This window comes from Rathayibacter sp. VKM Ac-2857 (assembly GCF_013205025.1).
Lineage (GTDB): Bacteria > Actinomycetota > Actinomycetes > Actinomycetales > Microbacteriaceae > Rathayibacter.
This window is the reverse complement of record NZ_JABMLE010000001.1, coordinates 894729-921655: the sequence shown is the minus strand read 5'-3', so window position 1 is coordinate 921655 and position 26927 is coordinate 894729. Positions and strand designations below refer to the sequence as shown.

Sequence of the window (26927 nt, the reverse complement as noted above, 5' to 3'; positions counted from 1 at the left end):
GCATGGCTCTCGACGTAGACGTAGTGAACGACTGGCTCGACTACTGGACGTTCGGGGCGACTCTCTTGGTCGCCGCCGTGACGGCTGCGAGCGCGGTCATCATCGCCATCCAGTCAAAGCACACGAAGGACTCCGCGAGAGCATCGTTAGCAGCCGTCACGGTGGCTCAGAGGGCTCTAGACGAGAGTGTGAGGGTACGGCTCGACGCCCGCGCTCCTCGTTACGAGGTTGTGGTCGCTGGTGTTGATATGCGTACTCTCATCGACACCGGGGGAGTGCCTCTTGCAAAGATTCGAACCTCACAGCCCTTCGCGCCTCAGGCGTGGGCGATAGCTGATTTTTTCCCCATTGAGTCGCCGCAGGATAACCATTTCCTACTTGCAAAGGTTGTCTGCCTGACCCTCACCAACTACGGTCCTGCGGTCACACTTCGCTGTTCCCACGCAGTCAATGAAGGTCATGCAAACCTCTCAGACGATTTTGGTCCGCTCAGTAACTGGATGCCGAAACATCTAAGTTTGCCCGCTCTCGGCGAGAAGAAGGTGAGCGTGCTCATTGTGCACTCGGTGGCAGAATGGATGGAATTAAGAGAGGCTGGCGTCTCTGAGCAGTCCGCAAGAATTGTTTTCAGCTACGTTGGGCCCAACGACGCCGACGTCGACCTGTCGACGGAAGTGGTGGTAACCGGAAGCGCTGTGGACGTACTAACCTTTGGCGAGAGAAAGCTTTCTGTCAGAGTAGGCGGACTTCAAGCGGAGGCACTACCCACCAAGGTTACTTACTGGCGATCGCGGGCGCAGCGGCTCCTTCTCGATTCGCGGTGACAGCGGCTCCTTCTCGATTCGCGGTGACAGCAGGTCGACGAAGCCGCTGACAAGATGTGATTCTCTCAATGACACTTGACTGCGTTGCGGAACGGCCGAACCGAAGAATGCTCTAAACTCACAAAAGCGAAAAATAGGCTGATCTGGGGTTTTAAGCCCGCTAAGATTAGCGCATGAGTGAAGTTGACAACTTAAGCATTAACAACCGTCTTGCTGGAGTGACGCCGGGACGACTGGCGTGAGGTTCGAGAACCGACCTGACATTGATGACCTAGAGGACGACGTAGTTCTCTGGCGATATGTTGATCTATTCCGTTATCTGGACCTGCTGCAGACGGGCGAATTGTATTTTGCAAGGGCCGACAAGATGGAAGACCCCTGGGAAGGCTCAAATGGCGCTATTAATATAAGCTTGCGTGCAGAACTTTTTGCAGAGCATAATGTTCCTCTAGGCTCATCAGCAGAGCGGTGGGCGAGATTCGTTCGAGAGCATTTCTACCTAAACTGTTGGTACAGGGGTTTGGGTGAGTCGTATGCGATGTGGAGACTCTACGGCGCCGCAGGTAAGGGCGTGGCAATCCGCACTACGGCTGGAAGGCTCAAATCGGCCCTGCGCGGGGAACCGTCCGCCGTACTCGCTGCCGCAGTAGTGCAATACGCCGACTACTCAGCGTTGCATATACCTGGCGATATTATATTTATTCCCCTGGTGTACAAGCGTGAAAGCTTTTCATACGAACGTGAATATCGGCTCATTGCTGCTTGGTTTCCCGGTGCGGAACAAGAATTGGACCCAGTGACCGGGCAAATAGTCAATATCGACAATCCGCCCGCGAGCCTGCGAGAGCCGGTCGACGTACTCGAACTCATTGAAGCAGTCTTCGTATCGCCTGACGCCCCGGAGTGGGAGGCGAAAGTCATTAGAGATGTGACTTCTATATACTATCCGGATATTGAGGTCCGACAGTCGGACTTGAATGCCAACCCCATGTATTAGTTATTCAAAACGGTTCCAGCAAAGGGCTGCGACGAGCTGCCTTCTCGCTGTCGGATGTGTAGGGCAGAATGAGGGTATGTCTCCACGCGAGGTAGACCGGCAGGGCACCGTTACGCTCGACGTGGGCGGCAGCATCGTGTACGTGAGCGCCTACGCCGACTCAACTTACGAGGGGCGCCGGATCGCTCGCGGCCGGTACTACGACGTTTCAGTGCAGGGGGGTGGCCCGATGCGGTCAATGGGGCTCATCGACGCGGCCGACGCGAGCACCTTTTACAGCTTTTCGCCTGTCACGGTGGGTAGGGGGCTCGGTCGCCAGGTGCGTACCTTTGATGAAGCAATCCGGGTGCTAGATGGTGTCGCGTGAGGGTCAAGCTCAACGCCGACGACGGCTTCGTAGATGCACCGGACGACCTTCACGCCCTGCCCGCCTTCGTGCTTGAACTTGCGGGCGACCGCTTCGTCTACGTTGAGAGGCTCTCAACTTTCCAGTGGGTCATGCACAACACTGCTCCTGACACTGACGGCGTAGCAGAGCAAGACGGAGCCCGCTTTCCACTCATGAACCGAGTTGGCTACCTGAACCGAAGGCCGGACGGCGGCTGGATCGCACGCTTTGAGCGTGACGCGAAGCTGGTTTCCCTATCCGGCGACCGCATCGAAGTCGTCGTAGCCATTGTCGTCCGCAGCCGTCCGGCAGGGCAGCACTAGCATCGGGCGGGGATGACGAGCGGCGGGGACGTTCCCCAAGTTGGAGGCGGGACCGTGGTGCTGTAACTTTCAAAGGTGAGCCCGGATCGAGAGTGGAGCCCAACCCGTGAGTGACGACCGCTTCGGTGCCAAAGTTGAAGAGTCCCTCGATCCGCAGATTGACGGATTGGCTGCTCTCGAATATCTGAGAAACAGATTAACCAAGGAATTCGAGAGCCTTGTCGGATCAAGTAAAGATAATGGAATTAAGCTTTCCGGAGACTCTGCCAATCTAACAAGGAAGACACTTTCCGAGATTAGAGACGCCGTTCACGAGCACGATCTTGAACCCTCCAACTATTCCGTAAGTGTCTTTGCACCGAAAGACAAGTTCGACCTTTACGCCTCGATAAACTATTGGCCAACGGTGAAAACAGTATCAAACTTCGACGTAAATATTTCTGGCACTAATAGGATTCAGGTACAAGGCGCTGCTGAGATAGTTCGCTCACTAGTGGAGAAAATTAAAACCGGTCGAGCTAATCTAGATACCGGACTGGCAACGCCAGCGGTTATCGGTCCGATACAAGCCGCACCTGAAACCGCTCCTAGTACTCCTCAAACCCTAGTTACGGAGAAAAAGGTCTGGTGGAAGGGTTCACTTGGATGGGCCGCGGGCATCGTCGGTGCCTTGTTCGTCGCCTATGTCACCTATTTATTGGGCTGGAACTGAGACGGAGGTGTAAATGGGCTCTGACCGGGGCTTTTAGTCGGACCACTGGTGCGACACCCCGGGATGCAGCTACTTCTTAGCGGCTCCCAAGTAGCGGTAGACGGTGGCTACGCCGACGCCCAGAGTGGACGCAATCTCAGATTTCGTGTGTTCGCCGCTGTCGTACATGTGCTGAGCAAGCTTGATCTTCTTGTTATCGAGTGCGCGAGGACGGCCACCGGTGCGACCCTGCGCCTTCGCTGCCGCCAGTCCTGCCGAGGTCCGCTCACGGATCGTCTCTCGCTCCAACTCAGCGAAGATGCTGACCATGCCGAGCATTGCCTTCCCTGTCGGCGTAGTCGAGTCGAGTCCCTCAGTGATCGAGCGGAACCCCACCCCCTTTGCGATGAGTGAATCGATCAGGGTCAGGGTGTTCACAGTGCCGCGCCCGAGACGGTCCAGCCGCCATACGAGGAGTACGTCACCCTTCTTCAATCGGTCCAGTGCGAGGTCAAGCTCAGGTCGGCTGGCCTTCATGCCGCTGACGCCCTGATCGACATAAATGCGCGTCGCTCCCGCTGCTTCGAGCGCGTCAACCTGCATCTGCGCGTTCTGGTCCGATGTGCTGACTCTTGCGTACCCGATGACTGATCCCATGGCCTCAGATTATCAAAACCCGTCTCTCAGAACAAGCTTTGACCCGCACCCGACGCGAGGTTTCGGAATCGAGTTCTGAGAACCCTGTCGGGGGTGTCCGAGGTCGTCGGCGGCTCCGTCAAAAACTTTTCACGAAACCATGGTTTCTGAGAACAGGGGTGGCGGTCCTGCCCGAAGGCCAAAACGGACTGGACCGCCTAGGGTCCGGTACCCCCGAGTGCTCCGCCCTGAGGTTAGAGGCCATTAGCCCACAATAAAATGGGTAGGGCGGAGCACACGGCAGCACCGGCTATAGGCTCCTGATCCTCTGCGGCACCGAAGCTTTCAGGAGAGCTTCCTCTCCCACAGTGAGCGGCACCCTGCCCTGAGGACCGTACAGACCAACCCTGTTGAGAGGCGTCACGACGGCCACGCCCCGAGGGGTGATCTTAAACCGGCTCCCGGATGGGATCGCTCTTTCGTAGCTGCCGAAGAACAATACTCTTAGATGATGCTTCCTAAAATACTCGGGTTTGCTCAATATTTCGTACGGCGCTGCTAACGGCGCTGCTGCGGGTGTCACCGGCTGTACCGTCTCCGCGGCAAGTGCCACGAAACCAAAGTGCTGTTGTCGAATATCATCAGCTACCTCAGCCGGTACGGCGAACTCGACCCTAGAAGAGAAACTTCTCACCGTCTGATCCGGCTCCAACACATAGAGGCGGGCCCGCTCCTCGTCGTAGTACTCCTGTGAGCCCTCAGGCACGGTCCAGGAGCGGGCTCCACCGGGCAGACGCGCTATCACTTTCCAACACCTTCTACAATCGCTGCGATCTTTGAGAAGTCAGCAAGCGACATTAGGACGAAGCTGTCACCCACCGTGGACGCCATGCGGGTGTGTACGTGAACACCAAAGGGTTTCGAGTCAGCTCGTGGCTGGGTCAGCGCACTCCGTGCGGGTACGGCGCCGGTCGTGGAGAACATGAAGCCGATGCCGCTGGCACCGTCCACCGTGGCCGCCGTCTGGAACCCCTTCCGGGCGACGATGCGCTATGCGAAGACGTCGGGGTGGATTGCGGTCCTCCTTACCGAAGGCGTCGAGCTACCGAGGGCGACTAAGACTGATCACCTTGGGAAGCTGCTGACCTTTTCGGAGGTTGCGCGTCTGGCCGACGCCGCCGAGGAGGTCGCCGGTCACCCTGACGACCGGGTTCTCATCAACTTCCTGGCTTTCACCGGCGCCCGCATCGGTGAGGCGTCTGCACTCCGGGTCGGTGATCTGCTCTATACGAAGAAGAGGGCGCGGCTGGCGACGACGGTCACCATCGACCGGGACGGGACCCGGATCATCGGTGAGGCGAAGCACGGGTCCGTAAGAGAGGTACCGCTCACCTCCTCGCTGGTGAGTCAGCTAGAGGCACTGACGAAGGGGAGGGGGTCGGAGGAGTTCGTCTTCCTCTCCAAGGGCGGCTCTCGACTCGACCCTCACAACTGGCGACCCCGGGTGTTCTCCAAGGCCGTCGTCGTCGCTGGACTCGATGGGAAGGGGCTGACCCCTCACTCCCTCCGACACACGTGCGCGTCCCTGGCGATCCAGTCAGGAGCCGACGTGCTGGTGGTCGCGCGGATGCTCGGTCACGCCGACGTCAAGGAGACGCTGAGTACGTACGCCCACCTGTTCCCGGACCGGCTCGATGAGGTCGCGAAGGCAATGGAAGCTGCACTGAGCAACGCACTGTCTCAGGATGTAACTGACTTATTCGTGACTGGAGAGCCGGTCAGTGAAGAGTCAGTCCTCAAAAAGGCCGTCTGATCGGGCAATTTGAGCCGACGACGGGACTTGAACCCGTAACCGCCCGATTACAAGTCGGGTGCGCTACCAATTGCGCCACGTCGGCAGGTGCGTCGCCGCACCGGGCCACCCTATCGCGGGGCCGGGAGCCGCTCCGGCTCCGGCCCGCGCAGGGGGATCACGGCTCGAGGATGCTCAGATGCCGCTCGGCCGGCGTCGGCCGCTTCGGCCCGCCGATCTTGCCGTCGGGCCGGCCGACGTAGAGCCAGCCGAGGAGCTCCTCGCCCTTCTCGAGGCGGTGCGCCTTCCGCACCGCCTTCGCCCGCGTGTACGAGCCGGTGCGCCAGAAGACGCCCCAGCCCGCCTCGTCGAGCAGCAGGCTGAGCAGGTGCGCGACGCCCGAGGCGACGGCCTCCTGCTCCCAGGCCGGCACCTTGGACTTCTTCACGCTGACGACGACCGCGAGGAGGAGGGAGGCGCGGTGCGTCTTCTCGACGTGCTTGCGCGCGTCCTTCTTCTCTCCGGACGCGGCCGCGAAGCTGCGCCCGACGCGGTCGCGCGCCGCCCCGCGGATCTCGATGACCCGCCAGGGCCGGAGCGAGCTGTGGTCCGCGAGCCGCGAGGCGGCCGAGACGTACGCCGCGATCTCCTCGTGCCCCGGCGCCTCCGCGGTCACCTTCGAGCGGGAGCGTCGGGCCAGGACGGCCTCGAGCACGGGAGTCGCGGACACGGTCACTCGCCCTCGGTCGTGAAGTTCATCGCGATCGAGTTCATGCAGTACCGGTCTCCGGTCGGCGTGCCGAAGCCGTCGGGGAAGACGTGGCCCAGGTGCGAGCCGCAGTTGGCGCAGCGGACCTCGGTGCGGACCATGCCGAGGGTGCTGTCCTCGATGAGCTCCACCGCGTCGGGGCGGATGGACTCGTAGAAGCTCGGCCAGCCGCAGCCGGAGTCGAACTTGGTGCCGCTCTTGAACAGCTCGGCGTGGCACGCCGCACAGGTGTAGAGCCCCTCGCGGTGCTCGTCGAGCAGCTCGCCGGTCCACGGGCGCTCGGTGGCGGCCTGCCGCAGCACGGAGTACTGCTCGCGGTCGAGCTCCTCGCGCCACTCGGCGTCGGTCTTGTTGACGGAATACGACGACATGGGTCTCCCTAGGAATCCTGGTCAGTGTACGGGGGAGGATCCTCCCCTCTGCTCTCGTAAACTCTCCGCCGTGCAGCTGAATTCCGTGATCTCGAAGGCGTGGAGCGAACTCACGACCGAGGAGGTCTACGGCGTCGCGCGGCTGCGGACCGACGTCTTCCTCCGCGAGCAGCGGGTCGACGACGAGGAGCTCGACGGCCGCGACCTGGAGCCGACGACGCGGCACTGGTGGATCGCGGACGAGCGCGGCGTCGCCGCCTATCTCCGCACGCTCTGGGACCAGCAGCCCGAGCACCGCGACGCCCATCGGGTCGTCGGGCGGGTGGTGACCCGCGCCGACCGCCGGGGCGAGGGGCTCGCCCATCGCCTCGTCCGCGCCGTGGTCGACCGGCACGGGGACGAGCCGCTCCTCCTCCACGCGCAGACGTACGTCGCCGGTCTGTACGCGCGGTCGGGCTTCGAGGCGTTCGGCGACGAGTTCGACGAGGCGGGCATCGCCCACATCGGCATGCACCGGAGCGCCTCACGGGCCCCGGGCGCGGCCCTGCCTACTGTGGAGGGATGAGCGGCACCACGGACTTCGAGCGCACGACGGGCGCCGGCCTGTCCGAGCGGGACCGCCGCGTCCTCGAGTTCGAGGGCGAGTGGACGGCCCGCTCCGGGGACAAGGACGACGCGATCCGCGAGCGGTTCGGCCTCTCGGTCGCCCGCTACTATCAGGTGCTCAGCGCGGTGCTGGCCTCACCGGCCGCCCTCGCGCACGACCCGATGCTCGTCAAGCGGCTGCAGCGCATCCGCGACGGGCGCGCCGGCGCTCGCGCCGCGCGCCGCCTCGGGCGCCCCGAGTAGACGAGCTGCTCGGGCCCACGAACGGAAGGCCGGCCGTACCGACGATGACCACCACCGCTCCGAAGGACCGCTTCGACGAGATCCCGGCCACCGAGGGACGCGTCGGCGCCCACCGTCGGCCGCCCGCTCCGCACGCCCGGGCCGTCTCCCTGGCCTGGGCGGCGCTCGCCACCGGAGTGATCGTGCTGCTCGGCTTCATCGGACTGCTCGTGATCGACAACCGGGTGCAGTTCAACGACGTCTTCACCGCTCCCACCGGGATCGCCGAGACGGAGGCGACTCCGGCGGTGACGCCGACGGTCGACCCGAGCCTCGCGCTCGCGGTCCTGAACGGGACGGCGACGGAGGGTCTCGCCGCGAACGCCGGGGACGCGCTGGCCGCAGCGGGCTGGAGCGTGCCCACGGTCGCGAACGCGAACACCGAGGACGAGACGGCCACCACCGTCTACTACACCGACGCGGCTCTCGAGGGTGCGGCGCTCGGCGTCGTCCAGTCGCTCGGGGTCGGGACGACCGTCCTGACCGCCGACTTCGTCGAGACGGGCGCGGTCGTCGTCGTGCTCGGCTCGGACTACCCGGCGCCGTAGCCGCAGCCTCGCGAGCACCCCCGGAACGCGGCCGCCGAGCCGCCCGCCGGGGGTGTTCTGTTTCCGGCACGTTTAATTCATGTTGAATCCCGGACAACTCTTTCCCACGGGCGCTTTCCGCCCCATTCCGGGCCGAAACGCTGGCTTATGCTTCCGAATCAGGCACCTGCGCATCGCTCGTGTCGCAGGCAGCACAGCACTTTGGGAGTGAGAGATGGCGAACGGAACCGTCAAGTGGTTCAACTCTGAGAAGGGCTACGGCTTCATCACGGTCGACGGCGGCGGACAGGACGTGTTCGTCCACTACTCCGCCATCGACATGTCGGGATACAAGGTCCTCGAAGAGGGCCAGCACGTCGCGTTCGAGGTCGGCACCGGGTCCAAGGGCCCGCAGGCCGAATCGGTGCGCGTGGTCTGAGGCCCCCGCCCTGCCTGGAGCCGTCGTCCGCCTCGTGCGGGCGGCGGCTCCTCGCGTTGCGCCAGGCGCCGGCGTCACTTGCACTCCTCCCGGGTGAGTGCCAGAATCGCTGTTGGCACTCGCTCCAGTCGAGTGCCAACGACGGAATTCCCCTGACGTCCGGGAGGGACGAAGAACACACATGGCCAAGATCATTGCTTTTGACGAAGAAGCCCGCCGCGGCCTCGAGCGTGGACTCAACACCCTGGCCGATGCGGTCAAGGTGACCCTCGGCCCGCGCGGCCGCAACGTCGTGCTCGAGAAGAAGTGGGGCGCCCCCACCATCACGAACGACGGCGTCTCGATCGCCAAGGAGATCGAGCTCGACGAGCCGTACGAGAAGATCGGCGCCGAGCTCGTCAAGGAGGTCGCCAAGAAGACCGACGACGTCGCCGGCGACGGAACCACCACCGCGACCGTCCTCGCCCAGGCGCTCGTCCGCGAGGGCCTGCGCAACGTCGCAGCCGGCGCCGACCCGATCAGCCTGAAGAAGGGCATCGAGAAGGCCGTCAAGGCCGTCACCGCCGAGCTCGTCGCCGGCGCGAAGGCGATCGAGACCAAGGAGGAGATCGCGGCCACGGCCTCCATCTCCGCCGCGGACCCCGAGATCGGCGCGATCATCGCCGAGGCGATCGACAAGGTCGGCAAGGAGGGCGTCGTCACCGTCGAGGAGTCGAACACCTTCGGCACCGAGCTCGAGCTGACCGAGGGCATGCGCTTCGACAAGGGCTACCTGTCGCAGTACTTCGTCACGGACCCCGACCGCCAGGAGGCCGTGTTCGAGGACCCGTACATCCTGATCGTCAACTCCAAGGTCTCGAACATCAAGGACCTCCTCCCCGTCGTCGACAAGGTGATCCAGGCGGGCAAGCAGCTGCTGATCATCGCCGAGGACGTCGACGGCGAGGCGCTGGCGACCCTGGTCGTCAACAAGATCCGCGGCATCTTCAAGTCGGTCGCCGTCAAGGCCCCCGGCTTCGGCGACCGTCGCAAGGCGCAGCTCCAGGACATCGCGATCCTCACCGGCGGCCAGGTCATCTCCGAGGAGGTCGGCCTCAAGCTCGAGAACGTCACCCTCGACCTGCTCGGCTCGGCCCGCAAGGTCGTCATCACCAAGGACGAGACCACGATCGTCGAGGGTGCCGGCGACGCCGAGGCCATCGCCGGCCGCGTCGCGCAGATCCGCGGCGAGATCGAGAACACCGACAGCGACTACGACCGCGAGAAGCTCCAGGAGCGCCTCGCGAAGCTCGCCGGTGGTGTCGCGGTCATCAAGGCCGGAGCCGCGACCGAGGTCGAGCTCAAGGAGCGCAAGCACCGCATCGAGGACGCCGTTCGCAACGCGAAGGCCGCCGTCGAGGAGGGCATCGTCGCCGGTGGTGGCGTCGCCCTCATCCAGGCCGGCAAGCTGGCCTTCGAGAAGCTCGAGCTCGTCGGAGACGAGGCGACCGGAGCGAACATCGTCCGCGTCGCCATCGACGCCCCGCTCAAGCAGATCGCGCTGAACGCGGGCCTCGAGCCCGGTGTCGTCGCCGCCAAGGTCCGCGAGCTGCAGACCGGTTGGGGCCTCAACGCCGCAACCGGCGAGTACGTCGACCTGATCGCCGCCGGCATCATCGACCCGGTCAAGGTCACGCGCTCCGCTCTGCAGAACGCCGCCTCGATCGCCGGTCTGTTCCTCACCACGGAGGCCGTCGTCGCCGACAAGCCCGAGCGGAACCCCGTCGCCGCAGGCGGAGACCCCACGGGTGGCATGGACTTCTAGTCCGACCCGCACGACGCAGAAGGCGGTTCCCCTCCGGGGGAGCCGCCTTCGGCGTTTCCGGGGCGATGCCGGCGACGACGTGGCACCGGTGGCATCGGCGAGCCTCTCGCAGGCGACCTGAGGACGATCCCGGCCGTGGCCCGCCGGCGGGCCGGGATCGTCGCCGGCCGGGTCAGAAGGCGAACAGCCGCGCGTTGGCCTCCTCGGTCTCGGCGTACTGCTGGCCCGCGGTGCCGAGCGCGAGCGCGATCGACTCCAGGCCCTCGTCGACCTGTCCCTGGGTGGTCCGCCAGAGGCCGACCACCCCCTGGAAGGCGGTCGACGCCTGTCCCGTCCACGAGCCCTCGAGGCTGGTCAGCAGGCCGAGGAGGCCGGCGACCTCGGCGCGGATGCGGTCCGCGTAGCCGTGCATCGATCCGCTCGCGGTGCTGATCGCGTCGATGTCGGTCTGGAAGTGGGTCACTGCAGGTCCTCTCGCTTCGTCCGCGCCGGTCGGCGCGTGCGAGAGAACCTACGGCCCGTTGCGGCGGCCGCGTGGGCCGTCAGACCGAAGCTGGGGAGGATTCGCCGTTCGGGTCGACGGTGAGGAGAGGCAGCGCGACGCGGAAGGTGGCCCCGCCGCCCGGGGTCTCGACGACGTCGACGCGGCCCTTGTGCGCGGCGACGATGGAGGAGACGATCGCCAGCCCCAGGCCGCTGCCGCCGGTCTCGCGGGTGCGCGAGGTGTCGGCGCGCCAGAAGCGCTGGAAGATCTTCTCCCGGATCTGCGGCGGGATCCCCTCGCCGTGGTCGATGACCTCGAGGAACGCGAGGCGCCGGGCGCGGTCGACGGCGACGCCGACCTCGATCGGAGTGTCCTCGGGCGTGTAGCGGACGGCGTTGCCGATCAGGTTGGTGAGCACCTGGCGGATCTTGTTCTCCTCCGCCATCACGAGCGCCGGGACGCCGACCTGCTCGGGCGCGGGCGCGGTGCCGGCGGCGAGATCCTCGGCCGGCACACGGCGCGGGCGGCGGCGGAAGCGCGCCAGACGCGCACCGGCCGCGGCGATCGGTCCGGTGAGGCCGGCGGCGGGGACCTCCATGGTCTGCGTCGCCGTGCCGGACGGCTCGTCCATCTCGAGCGCGGGGGTCTCGACGGGGGTGTCGTCGCGGGTCTCGACGCCGAAGTCGCGGTCCGGCCAGGAGGCCATCGCGTCCATCGCCGCGTCGCGGGCGAGCGGCATCAGGTCGACGGGGGAGAGCGCGAGCGGCTTGGTCTCGTCGAGGCGGGCGAGCTCGAGGAGGTCCTCGACGAGTCCGCCCATCCGGATCGCCTCCTTCTCGATGCGCTCCATCGCCTGACCGACGGCCTCGGGGGTCTGCAGCGCCCCCATCCGGTAGAGCTCGGCGTAGCCGCGCACGGAGACGAGGGGGGTGCGCAGCTCGTGGCTCGCGTCGCCGACGAAGCGGCGCATCTGGTCGATCGTGCGCGCACGGTCGCGGAACGCGCTGTCGATGCGGACGAGCATCGCGTTGAGCGAGCGGTTGAGACGGCCGACCTCGGTGTTGGGCGTGGTGCCGTCGAGCCGCTGGCTGAAGTCGCCGTCGGCGATGGCGGCGGCGGTCTGCTCGACCTGCCGCAGCGGTGCGAACGTGGTGGTCACGAGCAGTCGCGTCAGCATCGCGCCGATGACCACGATCGCGACGCCGAACCCGAGGAAGATCGTCAGGTAGATCGTCATGATGTTGTCGATGTCGCGCGTCGACGTGGCGAGCAGCAGCGTCTGGTAGTCGTTCCCGCGCGAGTAGACCGTCGAGACCGCGTGGTACTCGATCCGGTCGTTGACGCTCATCAGCGTCTTCGGCTCACTGGAGGCGCTCAGAGCGTCCTCGATCGTGTAGGTCGACGGGAAGGCGGGATCGGTGCCCTGCGCGACGTTCGAGTAGACGAGAGCACCGGAGGAGTCGTACACGGCGCCGTAGTAGTCGTCCGACTCGGAGAACTGCGAGACCCCCTGCGCGGAGAGGTCGGTCGCGACCTTCTGCACCTTGTCGGCCAGTTGCGCGTCGAGCTGAGCGACCAGCTGCGGCTTCAGCATGGTCATCGTGCCGATGCCGGAGACCAGCAGGCCGAGCGTCAGCAGGAGGACGGTGACGGCGGTGATCTTGGTGCGCAACGAGATGGAGTTCCACCGCTCGGCCAGACCCTGGTGCATGGCGGTGGAACTCCCTCGAAGTCGTGCGGGCGCCCGCCCCCTCACGGGGCCGGCGCCGGGGCGGCGGAGGTCAGACCTTCGCGACCTTCAGCATGTATCCGAATCCTCGCTTGGTCTGGATGAGCGATTCCTCCGAATGCGTGTCGAGCTTACGTCGCAGATAGGAGATGTAGGACTCGACGATGCCGGCATCGCCGTTGAAGTCGTACTCCCAGACGTGGTCGAGGATCTGCGCCTTGCTGAGCACCCGGTTCGGGTTGAGCATCAGGTAGCGCAGCAGCTTGAACTCGGTCGGGCTGAGCTCGACGGGCTCGTCGCCGACGAGGACCTCGTGGGTGTCCTGGTCCATCGTGAGCTCGCCGGCGCGGATGACCGCGTCCTCCTCGGCGTGCATGGTGCGGCGGAGGATCGCCTTGATGCGCGCGACGATCTCGTCGAGGCTGAACGGCTTGGTGACGTAGTCGTCGCCGCCGACGGTGAGGCCGGTGATCTTGTCCTCGGTGTCGTCCTTCGCCGTGAGGAAGAGGATCGGCGAGGTGTAGCCGGCCGAGCGCAGGCGCTTGGTGACGCCGAAGCCGTTCATGTCCGGCAGCATCACGTCGAGGATGATGAGGTCCGGCTCCTCCTCGAGGACTGCGGAGATGGCCTGGGCACCGTTGCCGACCGCGCGCACGGCGAAGCCGGCGAAGCGGAGGCTCGTGGTGAGCAGGTCGCGGATGTTGGGCTCGTCGTCGACGATGAGAATGCGGGGTCCGTCCATGCGGACAGTATCTGCGCGTGGCCTGGGTGAAGTCTGGGAGTCGCGTGACCGGCCGCTCGCTGCGCGCTCGGTGCCGCCGGAGAGGTGCGCGCTAGGAGGCGCGGCGGCGGCGGATGCCGACCACGAGCATCGCGATCATCATCAGGAAGGCGATCGGCAGGCCGACCAGCGGCAGCGCGAGGACGAACTGCCAGAGGCCCCCGGTGTAGTCGCGGACGCCCATCATCGGCGCGACCAGGACGGCGATGAACGCGAGCACCGTCACGACGATGATCGCGACGAACATGTAGGCGAGGGTGCGCTCCGCGCGTCCGATGCCCGCAGGCTGCTGTGGCTTCACCCGTCAAGGATAGGGCGAGCGCCGTCCTCTAAACTGATGGCTGCTTCATTTCCAGGAGGGGTTCCGCATGCCTACCGGCAAGGTCAAGTTCTACGACGAGGAGAAGGGCTTCGGCTTCATCAGCACTGATGACGGCCAGGAGGTCTTCCTGCACGCTTCCGCGCTGCCCTCCGGGACCGCGGTCAAGGCCGGCACCCGCCTCGAGTTCGGCATCGCCGACGGCAAGCGCGGTGCGCAGGCCCTCTCGGCCCGGATCATCGACACGCCTCCCAGCATGGTCAAGCTCAACCGCAAGTCCGCCGACGACATGTCGGTCATCGTCGAGGACACGGTCAAGCTGCTCGACGGGATCGGCACGGGCCTCAAGCGCGGCCGCTACCCCGACAAGGCGCACGGGCGCACGATCGCGACGCTGCTGCGCCGGGTTGCGGACGAGCTGGATGCCTGACGCCGACGAGACGACCGGCGACCTCTCGCCCCGGAACGACGCTCCGGCTCCCGAGCCCGAGCAGACGGCTCCCGCGCGGGGTGCTGCGGACGACGTCCTCTTCCAGTACGGCACCGTCGAGGAGCCCGCCGCCCAGGACGGCGCCGTCGCGGACGCGCCGGCCGGCGACCCCGCAGGGGCCGAGCAGGGCTCCACGCCGTCGAACTCCGGGGCGGTGACCGTCTGGAGCGACGAGATCGACGAGGACGACGAGTCGGACGACGACGATGCGGATTCCGAGGCTGGAACGGCTGCGGAGTCCGGGCCTGCGGCGGACGCCGCAGAGCGGGAGCCCGAGCCCGTCTACGAGCTCGACGTCGTGCTCGCCGGCTCCGAGGACCGAGCGCGTGAGGCGCTCCTGGACATCACGACCGCGGACACGATCGGCGATCTGGTCGCGACGCTCGCCCAGGGCGAGCACGTGGTCTCGCTGCAGTTCACGAACCTGATGCGCGGATACCCGGGCTGGCTCTGGACGGCGACGCTGTCCCGGATCGACGAGTCCGAGGACGTCAACGTCCTCGAGGTCGAGCTGCTGCCGGGCGAGGGCTCCGTGCTCGCGCCCGACTGGGTGCCGTGGTCGGTCCGGCTCGCGGACTACCGAGCGGTACAGGACGCCAGCGGTGAGCGCGACGAGACCGAGGACGACGAGTACGACGACGACACCGTCGTCGACGGCGACCCGGAAGCGGACGAGGACGAGATCCTCGACGACGACGACGAGGCGGACGACGACGACGTCTCGGACGACGCCGATGACGAGGACGACTCGGACGAGGCCGACGACGAGGACGACTCGGACGAGGACGACTCGGACGAAGACGACGACTCCGATGACGACGACGCAGACGGCGAGGTCGTCGTCGCCGACGACACGACCGGCGCTTCGGCCGACGGACGACGCGGCGGCAGCGGCCGCGGACGTCGGCGCCGCCGCCGCTGACGGGACTCGGCCGAGCGGGGGAAGCCCTCGCTCGGCCCGGTGCTGACGAGACGACCCCTCGATCTCTGACGGACGCTGTGCGTCAGCGGCGGTTGCGGCTGTAGAAGAGGCCGATCGTTCCGAGGACGAGGCCGATCACGACGGTCGACAGGACGAGCGGCGGCACCGACGCGCCCGCCGCCGCGGCGATCAGCACGCCGATCAGGGCGAGCAGCCAGACGACGCAGCCCGCGAGGAGCGCCGTCGCGTCGTCCGAGGCGTAGGGCGGGGGAGCGGGGCGGCGCTCGTCAGGACGGAGCCAGAGCCTCATCCCGCGCCTCCCCGATCCGCCCGGTCGATCAGTCGGCGAGGCGCTCGACGACGTAGTCGATGCAGTTCAGCAGCGAGCGGACGTCGTCCGGCTCGATCGCGACGAAGGTCGCCACGCGCAGCTGGTTGCGGCCGAGCTTGCGGTAGGGCTCGGTGTCGACGATGCCGTTGGCACGCAGGATCTTCGCGATCAGCGCCGCGTCGACCGAGGCGTCGAAGTCGACCGTGGCGACGACCTGCGAGCGGTGCTCGGGCACCTCGACGAAGGGGGTCGCGATCGGCGAGGCCTCGGCCCAGTCGTAGATCGCCGCCGAGGATTCGAGGGTGCGCGCCGAGGCCCAGGCCAGCCCGCCGCTCTCATTCATCCACTGGAGCTGCGACTCCATCAGCAGCAGCGTGGAGAGGGCGGGGGTGTTCAGCGTCTGGTTCAGGCGGGAGTTGTCGACCGCGTTCTGCAGGCTGAGGAACTCCGGGATGTAGCGCCCGCTCGCCGCGATCCGCTCGATCCGCTCGATCGCTGCGGGGGAGAAGAGGCCGAACCAGAGCCCGCCGTCGGACGCGAAGTTCTTCTGCGGGGCGAAGTAGTAGACGTCGGCCTCCGCGGCGTCGAAGTCGATCCCGCCCGCGGCGCTGGTCGCGTCGATCACCGTGAGCGCGCCCTCGTCGCCGTGCACGCGCCGGACCGGCGCCATAACTCCGGTGGAGGTCTCGTTGTGCGGCCAGGCGTAGACGTCCACGCCCTCGACGATCTCGACCTCGCTGCGCGAGCCGGCCGGGGCCGAGACGACGTGCGCGGGCTCGAGGAACGGCGCCGACGCCGCCTTGGCGAACTTCTGGCCGAACTCGCCGAAGGTGAGGTTCTCGGCGCGGCGGTCGATCAGCGAGAAGGCCGCGGCGTCCCAGAAGGCGGTGGAACCGCCGTTGCCGAGCAGGACCTCGTAGCCCTCCGGGATCCGGAAGAGCGTCGCGAGGTGCTCGCGCACGGAGCCGACCAGGTTCTTCACCGGGGCCTGCCGGTGCGAGGTGCCGAGGAGGTGCGCGCCCTGCGTCGCGAGGTGCGCGAGCTGGTCGTGCCGCACCTTGGACGGGCCGCAGCCGAACCGCCCGTCGTGGGGGAGGAGCTCGCGAGGAATGGTGACGTCCGGCATGCGTTAATACTAGGGTTCCCGGCCCGCCCCGCCTTCGACCATCGGAGGCCCTGCGCCCTGCCCCGTCGCCGATGACGGGACACGGTGCCCAGTAAGGTTGTGCGCGCTGAGACCGGAAGGCTGAGATGACGGATCTGATCGACACGACCGAGATGTACCTGCGCACCATCCTGGAGCTGGAGGAGGAGAACATCGTCCCCCTCCGGGCACGCATCTCCGAGCGGCTCAGCCACTCGGGCCCCACCGTCTCGCAGACCGTCGGCCGGATGGAGCGCGACGGCCTCGTCGTCGTCTCCGGCGACCGCCACCTCGAGCTCACCGGCGACGGGCGCCGCAAGGCGATCCACGTCATGCGCAAGCACCGCCTGGCCGAGCGGCTCCTCCACGACGTCATCAAGCTCGACTGGGAGTACGTGCACGAGGAGGCCTGCCGCTGGGAGCACGTGATGAGCGAGCAGGTGGAGCGCCGCCTCCTCGAGATGCTCGACCACCCCACCGAGTCGCCGTACGGCAACCCGATCCCGGGGCTCGACGAGCTGGGCGACACGCCCGCGTCGCGCTTCGCGGACGGCGTCATCAGCATCCCCCGCTTCGTCGCCGGCTCGGCCGAGCCGCAGCGCGGCGTCGTGCGCCGGCTGGGCGAGCCCGCGCAGGTCGACCCGGAGCTGCTGCTCCAGCTCAAGCAGGCCGGCGTGGTTCCCGGCGCCGAGGGCGAGTTCTCGGCGCTCAACGGCTACGTGCTCGTGCGCATCGACGGCGCGGAGGCGGGCATCGAGCTCCCCAACGAGGTCGCTGCGCACATCTTCCTCGTCAGCTGAACGTCCGCTCCACGCGTACTAGCGCATCGGAGGGTCGGAGCGGGACACGATCTCGTCTCCGGTTGGTGACAAATCGGTAACGGTCGCTTACGCTCTGTGGAGCCCTGCGCCCGAACCCCGGTCGTGAGGCGCGGAGTCCGACGTCCCTTCCCGTCTCGGGCTCCGTGAACGCCGATGCTTCGCGCGCGTGAGACGGGACAGCTGCCTGGGCTGACGGGACGTCGGAGGTCCTCCCCCTTGCCCCAGAACCCCGCCAGCCCCGCCGGTTCCCCCGACCGGTTCCGCTCCACCCACCCGGACAGTCCCCGCAACGCCTCCTCCTTCGAGAACCGGCCGCCGGTCATCCGTGCCCGCTACACCGACGAGGCGCCCGTCGCCCGTCGTGCCGTGCCGACGGCGCCGTCGCGCCAGGCCGATGTCACCGACTTCGTCCCGACGCCCGCGGGCTCGCCCCGCCGGCGCAGCCGCGGCCGCACGATCGGCAAGGTCGCCATCGTCGGATTCGCCGGTGCGCTCGTCGCCACGATGGCGCTCCCCGCCTACGCCTTCTCGCCCGGCACCGAGAACGACGGGCTCTTCGCCGCCTCGCAGGCCGACCTTCTGCGCCAGGGCGATGCGCAGACCGTCGCCGTCGCAGGGGGAGTGGTTCAGGCCGCGATCGCGCGCGACGGCTTCACCGCCGAGGCCGCGCCGCCGCCCCCGCCGCCCGAGCCGGAGCCGGTGGTCGAGCCCGTCGTCGACACCACCGACGTCGCCGAGGCCCGCGCCGAGACCGCGGAGAGCTTCAACTCCTACGAGGGCGCCTCGGCCAGCGAGCTCGCGGCGAGCGCGCCGAGCACGAGCTACAGCCTCTCGGCGGTCTTCAACACGGCGCTGCAGTACCAGGGCGTGCCCTACGTCTTCGGCGGCGCGGACCCGAGCGGCTTCGACTGCTCCGGTCTCGTCATGTACGTCTTCGCGCAGTACGGCATCTCGATGCCGCACTCGGCTGCGGGTCAGGCGGCCATGGGCACGCAGATCCCGGTGTCGGAGGCGCAGCCCGGCGACCTGGTGATCATGCCCGGTCACGACGGCTTCTACGCGGGCAACGGCAACATCCTGCACGCGCCGTACGCCGGTGCGAGCGTCCGCGTGCAGCCGATCTGGACGACCGACTACACGATCGTCCGCATCTCCGGCTGACGCTCCCGCATCCGCTCGCCGAGAGCCCGTCCCGATCCAGGGGCGGGCTCTTCCGCGTCCCGGGCCCCCGTCCCGCCGGCGCGTGTGTGAAATGCGGATGACGAAAAGCCGTGATCCACTGGCGTTCCGGCCGTGAAGGGTTAATCTGAACCTCAGTCCGCCCGCGTGGCGAGCGGATGGATTCGTCGAGGGACGGAGTGCCGGAATGGCCGAGCGGAACGGGCACCACTGCGTGGGGCTGCGTTCGCGCGTCCGGCGCACCGACTCGATCCGAGCGGGGATCCTCCTCGCCGCGGTCTGCTCCGCCGACACTCGGATACGGCACCACGTCACCGTGCGGCTCTGCGCCGCGGCCTCGAAGGGCGCCGTCATGACGACGGCGCCCTTTCGCGTGGTCGCGGCGGCTCCTCGCGGCGGCGTGCGACAGCACGGAGGTCACTGATGCGCACACTCGTCCTCAACGCCGGCTACGAGCCGCTCGCGGTGGTGTCGTTCAAGCGGGCGCTGGTGCTGCTGATGACCGAGAAGGCGATGATCATCGTCGCCGACGAGGAGCACCCGGTGCACGGTGCGACCGGCGACTACGTCCGGCCCTCCGTGATCGTGCTGACGCGCTACGTCCGCATTCCGAGCTCGCGCAGCGTGCCGGTCTCGCGCCGCGGGGTGCTGCGGCGCGACAACCACCGCTGCGGCTACTGCGGGCAGCACGCCAACACGATCGACCACATCCAGCCGAAGTCGCGGGGCGGCCGCGACTCCTGGGAGAACCTGGTCGCCTGCTGCCACCGCTGCAACAACGTCAAGAGCGACCGGACGCCGCTCGAGATGGGCTGGCAGCTGCGCTCGGTGCCGCGGATGCCGCGCGCCGGCTCCTGGCTCGTGCGCGGTGCCGAGCGCACCCAGCCCGAGTGGGACGACTACCTGACGGCGGCAGCCGCCTGACCCCCGCCGCGAGATGCCACGTGGGCCCGCCCGACCCGGCGTGTCGCGGGCACACGGGGCATCTCGCGGGGAGCGGGAGCGGGGGCGGGGGTGGGGCTACTCGTTGTCGCCGCCGGTGGCCTCGGAGGCGTTGCCGGAGCGGGAGCCGGACCAGGTCCAGTTCGCGACCTCGGGGATGTCCTCGCCGTGCTCGCGGGTGTAGGCGCGGGCGCGGATCCGGGCGTCCTGCATCTCCTGGCGGAGGCCCGCGGCGGTGGCGCCGAGGCCCGGAGTGCGGTCGATGACGTCCATCACCAGCGAGTAGCGGTCGAGGTCGTTGAGCATCACCATGTCGAACGGCGTGGTGGTGGTGCCGTTCTCCTTGTAGCCGCGGACGTGCAGGTTGCCGTGACCGGTGCGCTTGTAGGTCAGGCGGTGGATCAGCCACGGGTAGCCGTGGTACGCGAAGATCACCGGGCGGTCGGGCGTGAAGATCGCGTCGAACTCGCGGTCGGAGAGCCCGTGCGGGTGCTCGGACTCGGACATCAGCCGCATCAGGTCGACGACGTTGACGGTGCGGATCGCGAGGTCGGGCAGCGCCTCGCGGAGGATGCTGACGGCCGCGAGGGTCTCGAGGGTCGGCACGTCGCCGGCGCAGGCCATCACCACGTCCGGTGACGCGCCGCGGCGCTCGCTGCTCGCCCACTCCAGGATGCCGAGGCCGCGGGTGCAGTGCGTGATCGCCTCCGCCATGGTGAGCCAGGCGGGGGAGGGCTGCTTGCCGGCGACGACGACGTTGACGTAGTCGACGCTGCGGAGGCAGTGGTCGTAGACCGAGAGCAGCGTGTTGGCGTCGAACGGCAGGTAGACGCGCACCACCTCCGGCTTCTTGTTGACCACGTGGTCGATGAAGCCCGGGTCCTGGTGGCTGAAGCCGTTGTGGTCCTGGCGCCAGACGTGGCTGGAGAGCAGGTAGTTGAGGCTCGCGATCGGGCGGCGCCACTCGATGTCGCGGGTGCCGTCGAGCCACTTCGCGTGCTGGTTGAACATCGAGTCGATGATGTGGATGAAGGCCTCGTAGCAGGTGAAGAGCCCGTGGCGGCCGGTGAGCAGGTAGCCCTCGAGCCAGCCCTGGCACTGGTGCTCGGAGAGCACCTCCATCACCCGGCCCGCGCGGGCGAGGTGGTCGTCGAGCGGGCTGAGCTCGGCGTTCCACTGCTTGTCGGTCGCGGCGTAGACGCTCTGGAGGCGGTTGCTCGCGACCTCGTCGGGGCCGAAGATCCGGAAGTTCGTCGGGTTCTCGCGGATCACGTCGGCGAGCCACTCGCCGAGCACCTTCGTCGCCTCGGCGATGGTGCCGCCCGGCTCGTGCACGACGACCTCGTAGCGGCGGAAGTCGGGCAGCCGGAGGGTCTGGCGGAGCAGGCCGCCGTTGGCGTGCGGCGTCGCGCTCATCCGGAGGTCGCCCTCGGGGGCGAGCGAGCGGACGCGCTCGGCGATGCCGCCCTCCTCGGTGAACAGTTCCTCGGGGCGGTAGGACCGCATCCAGGTCTCGAGCAGGCGGGTGTGCGCCTCGGTGTCGCGGGCGTTGGCGAGCGGGACCTGGTGGGCGCGGTAGGTGCCCTCGACCTGCACGCCGTCGATCTCGGCGGGGCAGGTCCAGCCCTTCGGGGTCTTCAGGATGATCATCGGCCAGGCCGGGCGGGCGAGGTCGCCCTCAGCGGCGCGCGCCTTGATCGCGGCGATGCGGTCGAGCACGGTGTCGAGGACCGCGGCGAAGCGCTCGTGCACCCGCATCGGGTCCTCGCCGTCGAAGCCGCCCTCGACGGTGAACGGCTCGTGGCCGTAGCCGCGCATCAGGCTCTCGAGCTCCTCGTGCGGGATGCGGGCGAGGACCGTCGGGTTGGCGATCTTGAAGCCGTTGAGGTGCAGGATCGGCAGGACGACGCCGTCGGTCGCAGGGTTCACGAACTTGTTCGAGTGCCAGCTGGTGGCGAGCGGGCCGGTCTCGGCCTCGCCGTCGCCGACCACGGCGGCGACCAGCAGGTCCGGGTTGTCGAAGGCGGCGCCGTAGGCGTGGCTGAGCGAGTAGCCGAGCTCGCCGCCCTCGTGGATGCTGCCGGGGGTCTCCGGGGCCGCGTGGCTCGGGATGCCGCCGGGGAAGCTGAACTGGCGGAAGAGGCGGCGCAGGCCCTCCTCGGTCTCGTCGATGTGCGAGTAGATCTCGCTGTAGGTGCCGTCGAGGTAGGCGTTGGCGACCATGCCCGGTCCGCCGTGGCCGGGGCCGGTGATGTAGAGCGTCGGCTGCTGCCGCTCCGTGATCGCGCGGTTGAGGTGCGCGTAGATCAGATTGAGGCCGGGGGTCGTGCCCCAGTGGCCGAGCAGGCGCGGCTTGATGTGCTCCCTCGAGAGGGGCTCGCGCAGCAGCGGATTGGCGAGGAGGTAGATCTGGCCGACCGCGAGGTAGTTCGCGGCGCGCCACCAGGCGTCGATGGTGTCGAGGGTGGCGGGGTCGAGCGGACTGTCGTCCCTGGCGGTCCAGACGTGCTGAGCGGCGGGGGAGGTGAGGGATGCGGCCATGCTGCAACGCTTCCAGGCGAGCGCGCGGGACGGAAGGGCCTTGCGGGTGGCGGGGCGCCGTCCGGACGGGACTGCTCGCCGCAGAACATCAGCTGAGAAGGGAGGGCATCGCTCCTCAGCGAACGCCCCCCTCTCTCAGCTGATGTTGTGCGGCCGGATCAGCCGCGCGGGGTGGCTCGGCCCAGGATCAGGGCGCCGAGGACCGCGGACAGGACCGTCGGGACGAGCAGCACTGCGAAGACGCCCGTGAAGCCGATCGCCTCGAAGGCGAGCCATACGGAGTCCCAGCTCTCGGTGAGGGTGAACAGGGCGATCAGGCCGACGATCAGCGCGGCGAGGGCGAGGAAGAAGACGGTCATCCCCGTGGCCCGCCAGCGGACGTAGACCGCGGCGACGGCCGAGCCGGCGAAGAAGAAGAACAGGAAGAGGCTGAAGACCGCGAAGGTCTGGGCGAGCCAGGAGACATCGCTGTAGGCGGCGGCGCGGAACATGTAGCCGCCGAGCCCCCAGCCGTTCGTCGCCTGCTCGAGCGCGGACATCGTGGAGTACAGGACGGTCCAGGCGGCGGACAGGCCCACGAAGGTCAGCGCCGTGCCGAGGGAGTAGTCGCGGCGGGTCGAGCCGTAGCCCAGCGCGAGGGCGAAGGTGACGTTGGTGGCCTGGACGGCGACGACCAGCATGTAGATGAAGATGAAGGTCGTGCCGCCGGTGATCTGCACGCCGGAGTCGCCGCCGGCGGCCGGGACGCCGACCATCCGCAGCACGAGCAGCCAGATGATCAGGCTGCCGACGAAGATCGCGCCGAGGATCGCGAGCGGGGTGACGAGCAGCGTCGCCGGGTTGGCGAGGTGCAGGCGGACGATGCTGAGCAGGCGGTGGCGCGCGACGGAGCGCTGCGGGGCGAGGGCGGTCATGAGGCGGCCTTTCCGGTGGTCAGCTGGACGACGAGCTGCTGGAGCGAGACGGGCTCGAGCTCGAGGCCGCGGTGGCGGGCCTCGTCGCGGTCGGCGGTGCCGAGGTGGGGGAGCGTCGCGGTGGCGAGGCCGCCGACTCCGCTGCGGGAGAGGACCTCGCGGCCCTCGGTGAAGGAGTCGACCGCGGCGCGGCTGCCGGTGACGGTCGCGGCGGCCCCGCGGAGCTCCTCGGTGTCGCTGTCGACGAGGAGGCGGCCGTCGTCGATGACGAGGACGTGCTCGAGGAGGCTGCTGACCTCGTCGATCAGGTGGGTGGAGAGGAGGACGGTGCGCGGGTGCTCGGCGAAGTCGGCGAGCAGGCGGTCGTAGAAGAGCTGCCGGGCGACGGCGTCGAGGCCGAGGTAGGGCTCGTCGAAGAAGGTCAGCGGGGCGCGGGAGGCGAGGCCGACGATGACGCCGATCGCGGAGAGCTGACCACGGCTGAGCTTCTTGACGCGGCGGTCGAGCGGGAGGCGGAAGTCGACGACGAGCTGCTGGGCGAACTCCTCGTCCCAGCCCTCGAAGAACCAGCGGGCGCTGCGGAGGACGTGCTTGACTTTGAAGTCCTCCGGGTACTTCTGGCTCTCCTTGATGAAGCAGGTGCGGGAGAGGACGGCGGCGTTCTCGACGGGCGTCTCGCCGAAGACCCGGATGCTGCCGGTGCTCGCGAACTCCTGGCCGGTGAGCAGCGACATCAGAGTGGTCTTGCCGGCGCCGTTGCGGCCGAGGAGGCCGTGGATCCGGTTCTCCTCGAGGGTGAAGCTGACGTCGGAGACGGCGTGCATGCTGCCGTAGTGCTTGCTGAGGCCGGCGACCTCGATGACCGCGCTCATCGCGATCCTCCTTCGATGTCGGTGATCATGGCGGTGAGCTGCTCGCGGGTGAGGCCGAGCTTGGCGGCCTCCGCGAGGAGCGGTGCGACGAACTGGTCGCGGAACTGCGTGCGGCGCTTCTCGACCAGGTGGTCGCGCGCTCCCTCGGCGACGAACATGCCGATCCCCCTCTTCTTGTACAGGACGCCCTCGTCGACGAGCAGGTTCACGCCCTTGCCGGCCGTGGCCGGGTTGATGCGGTGGAACGCGGCGAACTCGTTCGTCGACGGGACCTGGTCCTCCTCGGGCAGCGCGCCCGCGATGATGTCGTTCTCGATCTGCTCGGCGATCTGCAGGAAGATCGGGCGGGAGTCGTCCATGGGGCTCCTTCCGTCGGTCTGGGTGCTTCGTGGCGCGTTGGTTAGTTGGTGCAGTAACTAACCAACCATGCGACTCGTGCCGTGTCAAGAGCGACGGCACCGGGCGATCGGTACACTGGACGGCACCGGCCTCTGTAGCTCAATGGAAGAGCGACTCCGTCCTAAGGAGCAGGTTGGGGGTTCGAGTCCCTCCAGGGGCACCAGAACTTTTTCTCTCCGCGGGTAGCGTCCGATCCTTCGTCGGGACCTCTCCACCGGCACGTCGGCTGAGTCCGCAGCGCTCGGGCAGCCGCGTTCCATCCGGCACGGTGAGGCGGCGTCGTGCGCCAGTCCCCTTTGCTGAGGGAAGCTCGTCTATCGTTCAACGCAGAGACGGCGCGTGGTCCTCGGTCACCGGTGCGCCGTCCGCCGTCGGCGGAGGTGCGGATGCGCTGGAGGGGGCGCGGCGGGAGTCGGCCGGTCTGCGGTGGGCGTCTGGCGTGGCTGCGCTCGCCGATCGTCCCGCTCGCGCTCCTCGCGTTCGGGGTCTACTCGGTCTACTCGATCTCCCGAGCCGACCAGCTGCTCACGGCGGGGTACGACCTCGGCATCTTCGACCAGGCGGTGAGGGCGTACTCGCAGTTCCGTCCGCCGCTCTCGCCGTTGAAAGGCGACGACTTCACTCTGCTCGGCGACCATTTCCATCCGATCCTCGTCGTCCTCGCTCCGCTGTACTGGATCTGGGACGACGCGCGGGTGCTGCTCGTGGCGCAGGCCGCGCTGATCGCCGGTTCCTCCGTCTTCGTCTGGCGGGTCGCGCGGCGGCGCGTGGGAGTGGGAGCGAGCTGCCTGCTGGCCGTCGGTTATCTCCTCGGCCGCCCGCTGCAGTCGCTGGCCGACTTCGACTTCCACGAGGTCGCATTCGCGGTGCCGGTCCTCGCCTGGGCGGTCGACGCTTTCGACAGCAGGAGTGATCGACAGCTCGTCGCGGCGTCGGCGGTCCTCCTCCTGATCCGGGAGGACATGGGGGCGGTGGTGCTGATCCTCGGCCTGCTGCGAGCGGCCAGGAGACCGAGGATCGTCGGGGTGCTGCTGGCGTGTTCGGGGGCCGCGGCGTTCGCGGTCGTCGTCGGGGTGGTGATCCCTTCGATCGGCGGACGCGGGTACGCCTACTGGGACTACGGAGCGCTCGGAGCAAGCGGGGGCGAGGTCGTCCGGACGATGCTCGATCGGCCGTGGATGGTGGTCGGGCTCTTCTTCACGCCGATCGTGAAGACGATGACGCTTCTGGGGCTGCTCTCACCCCTCCTCCTGCTTCCGCTGCTCTCGCCGGTGTCGCTGCTCGCGCTGCCGCTCCTGGCCGAGAGGTTCCTCTCCGACCGGCCCGCGCTCTGGACGAGCGGGTTCCACTACGACGCGCCCGTCTGGGTCGTGCTGGTCCTGGGCGCGATCGACGGGGGAGGACGGCTCCTGCGGCGGCTTCCGTCCTCCGAGTGGAGAGCTCGGTCGGCGCTGGTCGTCGGCGCGGTCGTCTTCGCCGTGCCGGTGATCGGGACGATCGTGTGCCTCGACGACGAGGCCTTCCCGCTGGCGCGGATGGTCACCGGCGATACGTGGTCACGGACGGCGCATCGAAGGGATCAGGTCGCCGCGATCGAGAGGGTGCCGGCGAGCACGTGCATCGCGGCCGACGACCGGCTCGTGCCGCTGCTGACGCGGAGCAACCGGGTGTCGCTGCCCGGTGTTCTCCGCCGGGTTCCGGACTTCCTTCTCCTGGACCTGAGTCAGGAGGCTGCGGGGTCGGTGCGCGGGCTGGCGCTGCGGACGACCACGATCCGCGACGACGCGCTGGCGGACGGGTATCGCGTCGTCGCGAGGTTCGGCGAGGTGGAAGTCCTCGAGTCCGCCGAGTACCGGGGGCCGTCCGACGAGTGCACACGCTGACACGCGTGCGCCCAGCAACGTCCGCGTGGCGGGAGCCCCACGCGCCGGCCGTCACTCACTCGTCGACCTCGTAGTCGGCCAGTTGGTCGACGGTCACCCGATGGAAGGAGGGGAGCTTCGCTTCGACTCCCTCCGGACACCGTCCCTCAACGGCACTCACTCTCTTCGAGTTGATCTCGCCGAGATAGTGAACGCAGAGGAAAATGCTGGCGGACTCAGATCCGAAGAACTCATCTGACGACGAAGCTGCGATGGTGATCAGGGCGTCAGCGACGACGTGGGTCTCCGACGCGCCCTGGTCGACGCCGGTGATCCAGTTCCCGCCCCACGCGACGTGCTGTTCGGTCTCGTCCCAGGGTCGGGCACGGGGGACCTCTGCTTCCGATTCGCGCCTGAGTCGCAGCTCGACGCCAGCGATGTCGCTCCCTTCGGTGAAAACGTCGCCGAGGTACTCACCGACGGTATGGACTCGGCGCGCTGCTCTGCCGAAGACGAAGTCGTCGATCTCGGTCGGAGCGCAGCCGGCGATCAAGAGTGTTACAACTCCGACGGCAGTCGCACCGTGAATCTTACGTCGAAGCGATACTCTACTTCTCATCGAGCGTGGTCCCTTTCGCATCACTGATAAACACCATTGAGGGCATTTGTGAAAACCTGAGTGTGCAAGGCTGTGCTTGTTCTCTTGAGGGACGCAGAGCAACTGGGTGTCATTGCACGGAGTCCTCAG

Annotated in this window: 32 protein-coding genes and 2 tRNA genes; 18 read left to right on the top strand and 16 right to left on the bottom strand. The window is 67.6% G+C overall.

Going from position 1 to position 26927, the window contains the following annotated elements:
- The first annotated feature begins 2 nt into the window (after positions 1-2).
- The 5 genes from HQQ86_RS04200 to HQQ86_RS04180 all read left to right on the top strand — a co-directional run bounded on the left by HQQ86_RS04200 (position 3) and on the right by HQQ86_RS04180 (position 3244).
- Positions 3-824 carry a hypothetical protein gene (locus HQQ86_RS04200; RefSeq protein ID WP_173286708.1) on the top strand — a complete coding sequence of 274 codons (822 nt, stop codon included), beginning with the start codon at positions 3-5 and terminating at the stop codon, positions 822-824.
- A 238-nt stretch (positions 825-1062) separates the two neighbouring features.
- On the top strand, positions 1063-1821 hold the full coding sequence (locus HQQ86_RS04195) for a DUF2971 domain-containing protein (protein ID WP_173286706.1): 759 nt from the start codon (positions 1063-1065) through the stop codon (positions 1819-1821).
- A gap of 76 nt (positions 1822-1897) precedes the next feature.
- The gene (locus tag HQQ86_RS04190; protein ID WP_173286704.1) at positions 1898-2188 is read left to right on the top strand and encodes a hypothetical protein; all 291 of its coding nucleotides are present in this window, start codon (positions 1898-1900) and stop codon (positions 2186-2188) included.
- Positions 2185-2532 (top strand): hypothetical protein, encoded by a 348-nt coding sequence (locus HQQ86_RS04185; RefSeq protein WP_173286702.1) that lies wholly within the window; start codon positions 2185-2187, stop codon positions 2530-2532. Before HQQ86_RS04190 ends, HQQ86_RS04185 begins: the two co-directional genes overlap by 4 nt.
- A gap of 106 nt (positions 2533-2638) precedes the next feature.
- Positions 2639-3244, top strand: coding sequence for a hypothetical protein (locus tag HQQ86_RS04180; RefSeq protein ID WP_173286700.1), 606 nt, complete (start codon positions 2639-2641; stop codon positions 3242-3244).
- Positions 3245-3313: 69 nt separating this feature from the next.
- On the opposite strand, the gene HQQ86_RS04175 is transcribed toward HQQ86_RS04180, so the two are convergent.
- Complete coding sequence (locus tag HQQ86_RS04175; protein ID WP_173286698.1) at positions 3314-3880, bottom strand: recombinase family protein; 567 nt, start codon at positions 3878-3880, stop codon at positions 3314-3316.
- 289 nt (positions 3881-4169) lie between these two features.
- Positions 4170-4625 carry a hypothetical protein gene (locus HQQ86_RS04170; RefSeq protein WP_173286696.1) on the bottom strand — a complete coding sequence of 152 codons (456 nt, stop codon included), beginning with the start codon at positions 4623-4625 and terminating at the stop codon, positions 4170-4172.
- A gap of 216 nt (positions 4626-4841) precedes the next feature.
- Between HQQ86_RS04170 and HQQ86_RS04165 the strand changes: the two genes are divergently transcribed.
- A complete protein-coding gene (locus tag HQQ86_RS04165) occupies positions 4842-5672 on the top strand; it encodes a site-specific integrase (protein WP_254071893.1) in 831 nt (276 codons plus the stop codon).
- A 12-nt stretch (positions 5673-5684) separates the two neighbouring features.
- Here the strand turns inward: HQQ86_RS04165 and HQQ86_RS04160 are convergent.
- The 3 genes from HQQ86_RS04160 to msrB form a co-directional block, all read right to left on the bottom strand.
- Positions 5685-5757 (bottom strand) — tRNA-Thr (locus HQQ86_RS04160).
- Between the two features lie 72 nt (positions 5758-5829).
- Positions 5830-6387 carry a nitroreductase family protein gene (locus HQQ86_RS04155; protein WP_173286692.1) on the bottom strand — a complete coding sequence of 186 codons (558 nt, stop codon included), beginning with the start codon at positions 6385-6387 and terminating at the stop codon, positions 5830-5832.
- Positions 6384-6791, bottom strand: coding sequence for a peptide-methionine (R)-S-oxide reductase MsrB (gene msrB, locus HQQ86_RS04150; protein ID WP_173286690.1), 408 nt, complete (start codon positions 6789-6791; stop codon positions 6384-6386). The genes HQQ86_RS04155 and msrB overlap by 4 nt, the downstream gene beginning before the upstream one ends.
- A 70-nt stretch (positions 6792-6861) precedes the next feature.
- On the opposite strand from msrB, the gene HQQ86_RS04145 reads away from it, so the two are divergent.
- The 5 genes from HQQ86_RS04145 (at position 6862) to groL (ending at position 10449) form a co-directional block, all read left to right on the top strand.
- Positions 6862-7356, top strand: a complete 495-nt coding sequence (locus tag HQQ86_RS04145; RefSeq protein WP_367948542.1) for a GNAT family N-acetyltransferase — start codon at positions 6862-6864, stop codon at positions 7354-7356.
- The gene (locus HQQ86_RS04140; RefSeq protein WP_173286688.1) at positions 7353-7640 is read left to right on the top strand and encodes a DUF3263 domain-containing protein; all 288 of its coding nucleotides are present in this window, start codon (positions 7353-7355) and stop codon (positions 7638-7640) included. The genes HQQ86_RS04145 and HQQ86_RS04140 overlap by 4 nt, the downstream gene beginning before the upstream one ends.
- 44 nt (positions 7641-7684) lie before the next feature.
- On the top strand, positions 7685-8227 hold the full coding sequence (locus HQQ86_RS04135; RefSeq protein ID WP_173286686.1) for a LytR C-terminal domain-containing protein: 543 nt from the start codon (positions 7685-7687) through the stop codon (positions 8225-8227).
- Between the two features lie 214 nt (positions 8228-8441).
- Positions 8442-8645: a cold-shock protein gene (locus HQQ86_RS04130; RefSeq protein WP_123445168.1), complete on the top strand. Its 204-nt coding sequence runs from the start codon at positions 8442-8444 to the stop codon at positions 8643-8645.
- A 181-nt stretch (positions 8646-8826) separates the two neighbouring features.
- Complete coding sequence (groL, locus tag HQQ86_RS04125; RefSeq protein ID WP_123702372.1) at positions 8827-10449, top strand: chaperonin GroEL; 1623 nt, start codon at positions 8827-8829, stop codon at positions 10447-10449.
- 172 nt (positions 10450-10621) lie between these two features.
- Here the strand turns inward: groL and HQQ86_RS04120 are convergent, their stop codons facing one another.
- From HQQ86_RS04120 to HQQ86_RS04105, 4 genes are all read right to left on the bottom strand, one after another.
- The gene (locus HQQ86_RS04120; protein ID WP_173286683.1) at positions 10622-10912 is read right to left on the bottom strand and encodes a WXG100 family type VII secretion target; all 291 of its coding nucleotides are present in this window, start codon (positions 10910-10912) and stop codon (positions 10622-10624) included.
- 79 nt (positions 10913-10991) lie between these two features.
- Complete coding sequence (locus tag HQQ86_RS04115; RefSeq protein ID WP_173286681.1) at positions 10992-12644, bottom strand: cell wall metabolism sensor histidine kinase WalK; 1653 nt, start codon at positions 12642-12644, stop codon at positions 10992-10994.
- Between the two features lie 70 nt (positions 12645-12714).
- On the bottom strand, positions 12715-13404 hold the full coding sequence (locus HQQ86_RS04110) for a response regulator transcription factor (RefSeq protein ID WP_085475163.1): 690 nt from the start codon (positions 13402-13404) through the stop codon (positions 12715-12717).
- Between the two features lie 91 nt (positions 13405-13495).
- A complete protein-coding gene (locus tag HQQ86_RS04105) occupies positions 13496-13744 on the bottom strand; it encodes a hypothetical protein (RefSeq protein WP_320526730.1) in 249 nt (82 codons plus the stop codon).
- 67 nt (positions 13745-13811) lie between these two features.
- On the opposite strand from HQQ86_RS04105, the gene HQQ86_RS04100 reads away from it, so the two are divergent.
- Positions 13812-14192 carry a cold-shock protein gene (locus HQQ86_RS04100; RefSeq protein WP_160087822.1) on the top strand — a complete coding sequence of 127 codons (381 nt, stop codon included), beginning with the start codon at positions 13812-13814 and terminating at the stop codon, positions 14190-14192.
- Complete coding sequence (locus tag HQQ86_RS04095; protein WP_173286679.1) at positions 14185-15174, top strand: DUF3027 domain-containing protein; 990 nt, start codon at positions 14185-14187, stop codon at positions 15172-15174. Before HQQ86_RS04100 ends, HQQ86_RS04095 begins: the two co-directional genes overlap by 8 nt.
- An 82-nt stretch (positions 15175-15256) precedes the next feature.
- Here HQQ86_RS04095 and HQQ86_RS04090 read toward each other — a convergent pair whose 3' ends face one another.
- Complete coding sequence (locus tag HQQ86_RS04090) at positions 15257-15484, bottom strand: DUF2530 domain-containing protein (protein ID WP_173286677.1); 228 nt, start codon at positions 15482-15484, stop codon at positions 15257-15259.
- Between the two features lie 28 nt (positions 15485-15512).
- Positions 15513-16631 carry a phosphoserine transaminase gene (gene serC / locus HQQ86_RS04085; protein ID WP_173286675.1) on the bottom strand — a complete coding sequence of 373 codons (1119 nt, stop codon included), beginning with the start codon at positions 16629-16631 and terminating at the stop codon, positions 15513-15515.
- A gap of 125 nt (positions 16632-16756) precedes the next feature.
- Here serC and HQQ86_RS04080 point away from each other — a divergent pair, with 125 nt between their 5' ends.
- From HQQ86_RS04080 to HQQ86_RS04070, 3 genes are all read left to right on the top strand, one after another.
- Entirely contained in the window at positions 16757-17449 is a 693-nt protein-coding gene (locus tag HQQ86_RS04080) for a metal-dependent transcriptional regulator (RefSeq protein ID WP_173286673.1), read from the top strand.
- 237 nt (positions 17450-17686) lie between these two features.
- A complete protein-coding gene (locus HQQ86_RS04075; protein WP_254071778.1) occupies positions 17687-18631 on the top strand; it encodes a C40 family peptidase in 945 nt (314 codons plus the stop codon).
- A gap of 441 nt (positions 18632-19072) precedes the next feature.
- Complete coding sequence (locus HQQ86_RS04070) at positions 19073-19573, top strand: HNH endonuclease (protein WP_173286671.1); 501 nt, start codon at positions 19073-19075, stop codon at positions 19571-19573.
- 96 nt (positions 19574-19669) lie between these two features.
- Here HQQ86_RS04070 and HQQ86_RS04065 read toward each other — a convergent pair whose 3' ends face one another.
- The 4 genes from HQQ86_RS04065 to HQQ86_RS04050 form a co-directional block, all read right to left on the bottom strand.
- The gene (locus HQQ86_RS04065) at positions 19670-22132 is read right to left on the bottom strand and encodes a phosphoketolase (protein ID WP_173286669.1); all 2463 of its coding nucleotides are present in this window, start codon (positions 22130-22132) and stop codon (positions 19670-19672) included.
- Between the two features lie 158 nt (positions 22133-22290).
- Positions 22291-23046: an ABC transporter permease gene (locus tag HQQ86_RS04060; protein ID WP_173286667.1), complete on the bottom strand. Its 756-nt coding sequence runs from the start codon at positions 23044-23046 to the stop codon at positions 22291-22293.
- Positions 23043-23918 carry an ABC transporter ATP-binding protein gene (locus tag HQQ86_RS04055; protein ID WP_173286666.1) on the bottom strand — a complete coding sequence of 292 codons (876 nt, stop codon included), beginning with the start codon at positions 23916-23918 and terminating at the stop codon, positions 23043-23045. Before HQQ86_RS04055 ends, HQQ86_RS04060 begins: the two co-directional genes overlap by 4 nt.
- Positions 23915-24277 (bottom strand): GntR family transcriptional regulator, encoded by a 363-nt coding sequence (locus tag HQQ86_RS04050; RefSeq protein ID WP_173286664.1) that lies wholly within the window; start codon positions 24275-24277, stop codon positions 23915-23917. Before HQQ86_RS04050 ends, HQQ86_RS04055 begins: the two co-directional genes overlap by 4 nt.
- A 128-nt stretch (positions 24278-24405) precedes the next feature.
- On the opposite strand from HQQ86_RS04050, the gene HQQ86_RS04045 reads away from it, so the two are divergent.
- Together HQQ86_RS04045 and HQQ86_RS04040 are read left to right on the top strand one after the other, a co-directional pair.
- A tRNA-Arg gene (locus HQQ86_RS04045) sits at positions 24406-24480 on the top strand.
- Between the two features lie 223 nt (positions 24481-24703).
- Complete coding sequence (locus HQQ86_RS04040) at positions 24704-26200, top strand: DUF2079 domain-containing protein (protein WP_173286662.1); 1497 nt, start codon at positions 24704-24706, stop codon at positions 26198-26200.
- 55 nt (positions 26201-26255) lie between these two features.
- Here HQQ86_RS04040 and HQQ86_RS04035 read toward each other — a convergent pair whose 3' ends face one another.
- Positions 26256-26732 carry a hypothetical protein gene (locus tag HQQ86_RS04035; protein ID WP_173286660.1) on the bottom strand — a complete coding sequence of 159 codons (477 nt, stop codon included), beginning with the start codon at positions 26730-26732 and terminating at the stop codon, positions 26256-26258.
- Between the last annotated feature and the right edge of the window lie 195 nt (positions 26733-26927).